Source organism: uncultured Algibacter sp., assembly GCF_947495675.1.
GTDB lineage: Bacteria > Bacteroidota > Bacteroidia > Flavobacteriales > Flavobacteriaceae > Algibacter_B.
Window position 1 is genome coordinate 229804 of record NZ_CANLZX010000004.1, and the last position, 9083, is coordinate 238886.

General features: G+C 30.5%; 8 protein-coding genes and 1 other RNA gene. 6 read left to right on the plus strand and 3 right to left on the minus strand.

Features of this window, described 5'->3' with window-relative positions:
- Positions 1–3 precede the first annotated feature (3 nt).
- Positions 4–2523 (minus strand): TonB-dependent receptor plug domain-containing protein, encoded by a 2520-nt coding sequence (locus tag Q0842_RS04875; protein WP_298494929.1) that lies wholly within the window; start codon positions 2521–2523, stop codon positions 4–6.
- A complete protein-coding gene (locus Q0842_RS04880; RefSeq protein ID WP_298494931.1) occupies positions 2477–4162 on the minus strand; it encodes a M23 family metallopeptidase in 1686 nt (561 codons plus the stop codon). The genes Q0842_RS04875 and Q0842_RS04880 overlap by 47 nt, the downstream gene beginning before the upstream one ends.
- 175 nt (positions 4163–4337) lie before the next feature.
- Here Q0842_RS04880 and Q0842_RS04885 point away from each other — a divergent pair, with 175 nt between their 5' ends.
- The 4 genes from Q0842_RS04885 (at position 4338) to rny (ending at position 6758) form a co-directional block, all read left to right on the plus strand.
- The gene (locus tag Q0842_RS04885) at positions 4338–4628 is read left to right on the plus strand and encodes a hypothetical protein (RefSeq protein WP_298494933.1); all 291 of its coding nucleotides are present in this window, start codon (positions 4338–4340) and stop codon (positions 4626–4628) included.
- 15 nt (positions 4629–4643) lie between these two features.
- Positions 4644–4937, plus strand: coding sequence for a cell division protein ZapA (locus Q0842_RS04890; protein WP_298494935.1), 294 nt, complete (start codon positions 4644–4646; stop codon positions 4935–4937).
- A 57-nt stretch (positions 4938–4994) separates the two neighbouring features.
- Positions 4995–5125: non-coding RNA, 6S RNA (ssrS, locus tag Q0842_RS04895), on the plus strand.
- 58 nt (positions 5126–5183) lie between these two features.
- On the plus strand, positions 5184–6758 hold the full coding sequence (gene rny / locus Q0842_RS04900; protein WP_298494937.1) for a ribonuclease Y: 1575 nt from the start codon (positions 5184–5186) through the stop codon (positions 6756–6758).
- 140 nt (positions 6759–6898) lie between these two features.
- Here the strand turns inward: rny and xerD are convergent, their stop codons facing one another.
- The gene (xerD, locus tag Q0842_RS04905; protein ID WP_298494939.1) at positions 6899–7795 is read right to left on the minus strand and encodes a site-specific tyrosine recombinase XerD; all 897 of its coding nucleotides are present in this window, start codon (positions 7793–7795) and stop codon (positions 6899–6901) included.
- Between the two features lie 222 nt (positions 7796–8017).
- Here xerD and Q0842_RS04910 point away from each other — a divergent pair, with 222 nt between their 5' ends.
- Complete coding sequence (locus tag Q0842_RS04910; RefSeq protein WP_298494941.1) at positions 8018–8500, plus strand: DUF3575 domain-containing protein; 483 nt, start codon at positions 8018–8020, stop codon at positions 8498–8500.
- A gap of 180 nt (positions 8501–8680) precedes the next feature.
- Positions 8681–9083, plus strand: a 403-nt coding sequence (locus Q0842_RS04915) for a hypothetical protein (protein ID WP_298494943.1), incomplete at its 3' end; no start/stop codon positions are given.

Below are 9083 nucleotides of genomic sequence, written 5' to 3' on the forward strand. Positions count from 1 at the left end.
AAACTAAAACTTCATGGTGGTTCTAATATTAAAAACGCGAGGAGTTAAATAATTAGGAATGGCAATTTGACGCTTAGTACTTACATCTCTTACCCAAGTGTTAGTAATAGAGTTTTGTACATCAAAAATATTGAATATTTCAAAACCAAAAGACAACTCCTTAAATGGTTTTTTCCAACCATTATTAAATGTTTTTTTAGAATCAACTAAAACATATTGTAAGCCAAAATCTGCACGTTTATAAGATGGTAATCTATTTTGAAATTCATATGGGTCTGCATAACTAGGCGAACCACCTGGTAAACCTGTGTTAAACACCATATTTAAATACATTTTTAAGTTTGGCATATTTGGCACATAATCTTGAAACAATGCTGCAAACTTTAATCTTTGATCTGTAGGTCGAGAAATATAACCTCGGTTGTTTATATTTTCTTCAGTTTTTAAATATCCAAAACTTAACCAAGATTCTGTTCCTGGAACAAACTCGCCATTTAAGCGCATATCTAATCCATAAGCATAAGCTTTTGCACTATTGTTTGCAGCATAGCGAATTCGTACATTTTCTAGTGTATATGGATTTACATCAGATAGGTTTTTATAATACACTTCTGAAGTTAATTTAAAAGGTCTGTCCCACATTTTGAAGCTATAATCGTTTCCTAAAACAAGGTGAAATGATTTTTGTGCTTTTACATTAGGTTGAATAACTCCATTGGCATCACGAAGTTCTCTGTAAAAAGGTGGTTGGTAATACAACCCTCCAGCAATTCTAAAAAGCATATCTTTTTCCCAATATGGTTTTATGGCAAATTGTGCACGTGGACTAAATACCATTTGATTTGATGTTGCAATGCCATCGCCACTAACAGACCAACTATGTGCGCGAACACCTGCATTATACCAAACATCGCTAGTTCCTAAATTACTGCGTTTACTCCATTGTCCATATACTTGAAATCTGTTTATTTGAGTATTATTTGTGGCTCTTACATTTTGAAACGGTTCTAGTGGCCCAGTAAAGGGCTCATAAGGTTGTTGGTTAGAGGCAATTTTTGGTGGTTTTATAGAAAATCCTGCAGAGTCAATAACTTCCCATTCAATCAAACGATCTCTAATATCTTCATTAGTATATTTTAAAGACCATTCAAACCTATTGTCATTAATTTTAAAATCGCCTTTGTGTTCAATATTAGTAATTAATGCATCTAAATCATTTCTTCCGTGGTTAAGCTGGCTGCCAATACCTTCACTAAATTCTACTTCACCTAAATTATCGTCTCCAATATTACTATTAACTTCACCTAATCTGTATTGTGCCAAAATATCAAAATATTCTTCTTCTGTAGTGTGATAAGTAGATGCTATTAAATGAAGCGTTAAATTGTCATTTGCAAAATAAGACCCTTTAAAAGCCCCAAAAAGTGTTTGGTATCTGTCCTTTTCTTGGCCTTCGTAAAACACCAACAATGCTTCAGGCTCACTCAAGGTCCCAAAATTAGTTTGCCGAGCTTCTGGCTCAAAATTGTATTTGTTTATAGAGGCGCTTCCTAAAAAGCTTAAGTGAAATTTATTGGAAAACTTATAAGTAAAATACCCTTGCGCATCGGCAAAAGTTGGTTTAAAATTAGTCTCAGTTTCCTTAGCATTTACAAGCAAACTGTTATCGCGGTAACGTAAACCAACAATACTAGTAAACTTAGAGTCTTTACTTATATTTTCAATAGAAAGACTTCCGCCAAGTAAACTTAAATCGGCATTAATTTCAAATTGATAAGGGTTTTTGTAGGTAATATCTAATACAGATGATAATTTATCGCCATACTTTGCTTGAAAACCACCAGCAGAGAAATCTACATTTTGTACCAAATTTGTGTTTACAAAACTTAAACCTTCTTGTTGTCCAGAACGCACTAAAAAAGGACGATACACTTCAATACCATTTACATAAACTAAATTTTCATCATAATTACCACCACGAACAGAATATTGTGTACTTAATTCGTTGTTATTACTTACTCCTGGTAAGGTTAAAAGTAAGTTTTCTACACCAGCATTAGCTCCAGGTATTTTTCTTATGGCATCTGGTTTTATAGTAATAATACCTTCAACTTCTTTTTTTCTATTACTACTAATAATTACCGTTGCTATTTGCTCTACAACTGTACTCATTACAGGGTTAAACTCAAACTCTTCACCATTTTTTAAATTGAAGGTACTCACAATTTTTTTATGAGATAGATGCGTAAATTCTATTTTAATATCTTTATTAGAAGGAATAGTAATATTGTAAAAACCGTTAGCATTAGTTTCAGAACCATTAGTTTCAAATTTTATACTAACTTTTTCAATAGGTTTGTTGTTTTCATCTAAAATAACTCCCTTAATTGTTGCGTTTTGGGCAAAACTAAAAGTTAAGATTAAAAAAAACAGGATGTTGGTTAATAGTTGTTTAGCCTTCAAAAGTTTAAAAAGTTTATTTTCTGTAAAATAACGTTTCAAATGTAGAATTATTTCCAACATTATCAGTAACAATTACTTTTAAATTATTTTTTGTGTCGGTTACAATACCATCATTAAAATCGTAAGTTAATGTGTTTTTTTTGTAATCATACTCCATTAAAATCCATTTTCCGTTTATGGTTGCGCGGTAATTTGAAATTCCAGAACCTACATCATTTATTTTAACTTTTAAATATCTATACTTACTTAACCATTGCTTACTCTTAAAGTTTATAGGCGAAATGGAAGGTTTTATAGTATCCATAGTAAGTGCATAGGTGCCAAGTTTTTTTGTTCTACCAATAAGAAGATTGTTTTTTCTTTTGGTTGAAGTGTAAGATGGATAATTTTTGTATCCAATTAATCTAGCAATGTAGAGTTTGTTTTTATCTTCATTTGAATATTTACTCACATCATAAGTAATATTAAAATTATTTTTCGCAGCTTTAATATCTTCATGGAGTTTCAAAGTATCATTTTTTACTTCAAAATTTATATAAAAATCATCGTAAAAAGTGTTTTTGTAAAAATCAACACTAACATTACCTGCTTTTAAATTTGTTGTTTCATTTGCTTTAATATAGTAAGGTGTTATATTTTTTTCTTTAGGTTTTGAAATACTATTTTTTGTGCCTTTTATATGTATGGTTACCCATGATTCGTTGTTTTTATAATCTGCAACTCTAACTTTATATACAGAGTAAGCGCTATCTTCAACCTTAATAATACCTTCGTTTAATGTAGATTTAAAAAGGCTTAATGGGTTATTAATTCTAAATAATTTTTGAAGCCGTTGCTTTTTTGTTGAAAAATGCTCGTAATCAATAAGTTGGTTAATGTGTTTTGTTTCGTCAAATGAAAAGCGTTTAAAATCTATTTCAAAATTTCTACTTCCATTAATAAACGTTTGAATGTTATAAACACCATTTGAATTAGCTGCTAAATCTTGTCTATCTATCGTGCTTATGGCGAATCCTATATTACCTATAGCCTCAATATTTTCAGCATTATAATCACCATTTTTTAAAGGTGTAAGTCTTAATTTTTGTTTAGTATTAGAATTATTAATGAATGAATTTTCGTCTAGAGGGTAAGCGTAAACAGATTTTATAATTGGATTTGTAGTGTCTTTAATGTCAATTCCAAATAACATGGGGTTCATGGGGCGTTCTTGTTTATCTCTAATTTCAAAATGTAAATGTGGGCCACCAGAACCACCAGTATTTCCGCTATATGCAACAAGGTTGTCTTTTAAAACAGGCAAATCTTCTGCTTTAGGGAACAACTCTATTTCGTAAGATTCTTTTTCGTATTGTTTCTTTTTTATATAGGCCTCAATTTCTGGTGAAAATTTTTGAAGATGCGCATAAACTGTTGTGTAACCGTTAGGGTGTGTAATGTAAAGTGCTTTACCATAACCATAATGAGCTATTTTTATTCTACTAACAAAACCGTTTGCAGAAGCTTTTACTTTTAAGCCAGTACGTTGTTGTGTTTTAATATCCATGCCAGAATGAAAATGATTAGATCTTAACTCGGCAAATGTACCCGATAATACTAATGGTATTTCTAATGGATTGCTAAAATAATCTTGGGGATAATTATTTTGGGCACTTGATAATAAAGAAAAAGCTAGAAAGAGGGACAGTATAAATCTCATAGATAAGTATTAGGCTAAAATATTAATTTGATATGAAAACGCAAAGAATAAAACAAAAATCAAGCCATGATGATGTGTGGCGACCTTAACAAATGAAAGTAAAATTTTATGATAAAACAATTGTTAATTATGGATAGGAATGTTAACTTTGTAATATAAGTATTGAAAATTTTAAATGAGTAATATTGAGGATATTGTAGATTCGTTAGAAAACAAGATTAGTAAAGTATTACACAAACTAGAGCTTTTAAAACTTGCTAATTTGAAATTAAATGAAGAATTAGAGGTTTCAAAGCAAGAAATATTATCTCAAAAAAAGCATATTGCTAATTGGGAAGAAAAATATGAGGCTCTTAAAATAGCAAATTCAATACTTGGTAGTGACGATAATAAAAGAGAAACTAAGCTTAAAATAAACGCATTAATTAGAGATATTGATCATTGTATTGCTCAACTCGCTGATTAAAGTTAATTAAAATCAATGTCAGAAAAGCTTAAAATAAAGCTATCTATAGCTAATAGAGTATATCCTTTAACAATTGAGTCAAGTCAAGAAGAGGGGTTACGAAAAGCAGCTAAAAACATTGAGGCTATGATAAAGCAATTTGAGCAAAGTTATTCTGTTCGAGATAAACAAGACGTATTGGCTATGTGTGCCTTGCAATTTGCATCTCAAGTAGAGCAGAAGTCTATTGATAAAGCAAATGTAAACGAGCATGTAGAAGAAAAGCTAAATGCGCTTAATGATTTGTTACATTCGCATTTGGTCTCTTAAAACGTTCTTTAAAATAAATTAAAAGTTACTGCCTACATTGGTTATTTTTTTTGATAAACTCAACGTTAATTCTTTAAAAAGGGTGAGTTTAAGTTGTAAAAGCATGCTGCTAGTACTAAATTTATTTTTAGTATCTCGAGCAGACCCTTGATCAGCTTGTTAGCCCTAAACTTGTTTTTAAGGAGTTTATACAAAACTTTATACCGGTGTAGGTTTTTTTATATATTAAAATCAACTAAATTAACGATGGATAACTCAATTATATTTGCAGTAGGAGGTGTTATATTAGGGCTAATAATTGGCTTTATTATAGCAAAAACACTAGAAAAAAATAATGCTTCTAAACTAGTGAAAGAAGCAAAGAAAAATGCAACTTTAATACTTAAAGAAGCAAAAAGCGAAGGAGAAACACTAAAAAAAGACAAAATACTTCAGGCTAAAGAAAAGTTTATAGAACTTAAATCTGAACACGAAAAAGTTATATTATCTCGTGACAAGAAAATGGCTGAAGCCGAAAAGCGAACTCGAGATAAAGAATCTCAAATTTCTAACGAATTATCAAAAAGTAAAAAGCTTAACGAAAGCCTTGAAAGTAAAATTAAGAATTACGATCATAGATTAGATTTACTTGAAAAGAAACAGGAAGCAGTTGATAAATTACATAAAAGTCAAGTTCAGCAATTAGAAGTTATATCAAGTCTTTCTGCTGAAGAAGCTAAAGAGCAATTAGTTGAATCTTTAAAAGGAGAAGCTCAGAATGATGCCATGGCATATATTCAAAGTTCTTTAGAAGAAGCAAAATTAACAGCAGAACAAGATGCTAAGAAGATTATTATAAATACTATTCAACGTATTGGGACAGAAGAAGCGGTTGATAACTGTGTGTCTGTTTTTAATATTGAATCTGATGATGTTAAAGGAAGAATTATAGGTCGTGAAGGTCGTAATATTAGAGCTATTGAAGCTGCTACTGGTGTAGAAATTATTGTAGATGATACGCCTGAAGCTATTATCTTATCATGTTTTGATTCTGTACGAAGAGAGGTGGCGCGTTTATCATTACACAAATTAGTTACCGATGGTAGAATTCACCCAGCTAGAATTGAAGAGATTGTTAAGAAAACGCAAAAACAAATCGAGCAGGAAATTATTGAAGTTGGTAAGCGTACCGTGATTGATTTAGGAATTCATAATTTAAATCCTGAATTAATTAAAATGGTAGGTAGAATGAAGTACCGATCGTCTTACGGGCAAAACTTGTTACAGCACTCGCGTGAGGTTGCTAAGCTTTGTGGCGTAATGGCAGCAGAATTAGGCTTAAATCCTAAAATGGCTAAAAGAGCAGGTTTGTTACATGATATTGGAAAAGTGCCAGATGCAGAAGCAGATATGGAAACTCCACACGCTATTTTGGGTATGCAATGGGCTGAAAAATTTGGTGAAAAACCAGAGGTTTGTAACGCTATTGGTGCACACCACGACGAAATAGAAATGAAATCATTATTAGCACCTATAGTTCAAGTATGTGATGCTATATCGGGAGCAAGACCAGGGGCAAGACGACAAGTGTTAGACAGTTACATACAACGTTTAAAAGATTTAGAAGATATTGCTTTTGGATTTAATGGTGTTAAAAAAGCATATGCTATTCAAGCCGGTAGAGAGCTGCGTGTTATTGTTGAAAGCGAAAAAGTAGACGATCAAAAAGCAGCAGATTTATCATTTAACATATCGCAAAAAGTACAAACCGATATGACATATCCTGGCCAAGTTAAAGTAACCGTAATAAGAGAAACAAGAGCAGTTAATATTGCTAAGTAAATATTTGCCTGTATAATCTAGGTGTCACTAAAAAAAATCCAGTATTATAATACTGGATTTTTTATTTTATAAACTTCTAAAAGAAAATTATTAATAATTATACAATTAGCTTTTAAAAACTTGGGTAGATTATCAATAATTTATTTTCTAGGGTGGTATTTCTCTACAACTTTAGTTAAATGGCTTTTATCAAGGTGCACATAGATTTCGGTTGTTGTAATACTTTCATGGCCCAACATAAGTTGGATAGAACGTAAATCTGCATCATTCTCTAAAAGGTGCGTTGCAAACGAATGTCTAAAAGTATGTGGAGATATGTTTTTTTTGAGTTCTATTTTTTCAGCCAATTGTTTTATTATAGTAAATATCATGGCTCTGGTTAATTGTTTTCCTCGTCTATTTAAAAAGAGAGTATCTTCATGTCCAGGTTTTATATTTAAATGAATTCTAATTTCATTTCTATAAATATTAATGTATTTCTGTGTTATGTTTATAATAGGTACAAAACGTTGTTTGTCTCCTTTACCAGTAACCTTTATAAAGCCCTCTTCAAAAAATAAATCTGATATTTTAAGATTTATTAATTCACTTACACGTAATCCGCAACCATATAAGGTTTCTAACATAGCTCTATTGCGTTCGCCTTCTGGTTTACTTAAATCTATAGCTTTTATAATTTGATCTATTTCTTCTTCAGATAATGTATCAGGAAGTTTCCTTCCAATTTTAGGCGATTCAATAAGTTCTAATGGGTTGTCTTTTCTGTAATCTTCAAAAACTAAATAATTAAAAAAACTGCGTAAGCCAGATATTAATCTTGATTGTGATCTGGGATTAACTGTTTTAGCAATATCGTGAATAAATTTTTGAATAATTTCAGATGTAATATTTATAGGAGAAAAAGTGATGTTATTAGTTTTAACAAAGTGTATTAATTTTTTAACATCTAATGCATAATTGTCGATAGAGTTTTTAGATAACCCTCGCTCTATTTTAAGGTATAATTGGTAATCTTTTAAAGCGTTTTGCCATTTCATAATTGTAAATGTAGTTAAATATCAAGAATATACAATTTAGATTAATGCCTAATTCTATATGTAAACACTATAAATTGTTAATAACTTAAAATTTAAATTATTGATTATAAATTGGTTATGTTTTAGTGTTGATTAAATTGTTGATAACCATAGGCGATTTGTAGTATTTTAAAAAAAAATGATGTTTATTTGTTATAATCAAACTAAAAACATATTAAAATTATGAAAAAATTATTATTATTTGCTGCTATTGTAGTAATGGGATTAACAAGTGTTAATGCACAAGAACAAGCTATTAAAGCAAATCCAATTGGTTTAGCATTTGGTGTTGCTAATGCAGGTTATGAGTTTTCAACTAACGAAAGTCAAACAGCTACTATTTCTGGATTATATTACAACATTTCTGATGTTTCAGGTTTTGGATTAGGTGCTGAGTATAGATTCTATTTTTCAAGTAATGAAGCTTTAAATGGTTGGCACGCAGGACCTTCTGTGGGTTATCTTTCGCTTGAAGATGATTTTAATAACTCAGCTAGTTTTTTTACTTTAGGAGGTGAAATTGGGCATCAATGGATTTTAGGAGAGCATTTCTTAATTGATACATTTGCAGGTATTGGTTATTTAGCAGGAAGTTCAGATGACTTAGCTGTTTCATTAAGTTCTGCTACTATTAGTATAGGTGTTTCTTTGGGTTATGCTTGGTAGTTACTTATAAAACAATATTAAAGGAAGCATTACTGCTTCCTTTTTTTATACACTTACTTATAGAAGACCTGTTGTTTAATTCGTAAAACATGATTAATACCTATATATAGGTTAAGTGCATAAAAAAATAATATTTTATAGATTTATAAACCAAATAATATAAAATTGAACTTATTTCTTATGAAAAAAATATTTTTTATTGCCGCTCTTTTAGTATTCGGACTAAAGAGTGTAAATGCTCAAGGAGAATTTAATGTAGGAGTTAATCTAGGTTTACCAGTTACTGCCAATCCATGGACATTTAATGCTACCTTAGATGTTAGTTATTTGTGGACTGCAGGAGAAAATTTTAAAGCTGGTTTTGCAACAGGTTTTTCTAATTCATTTGGAAAAACTACAGATAATGGAATTGGATATTTTTATTTTCCTGATGTTCAGTTTTTGCCTATTGCTGTTGCTACTCGTTTCACTATTTCAAATGCGTTTACTTTAGGAGCAGATTTAGGTCATGCTATTGGTATTAATGAAGGTAATGATGGCGGGTTTTATTATGCGCCAAGAGCTCAGTATAGTATAAGTAAAG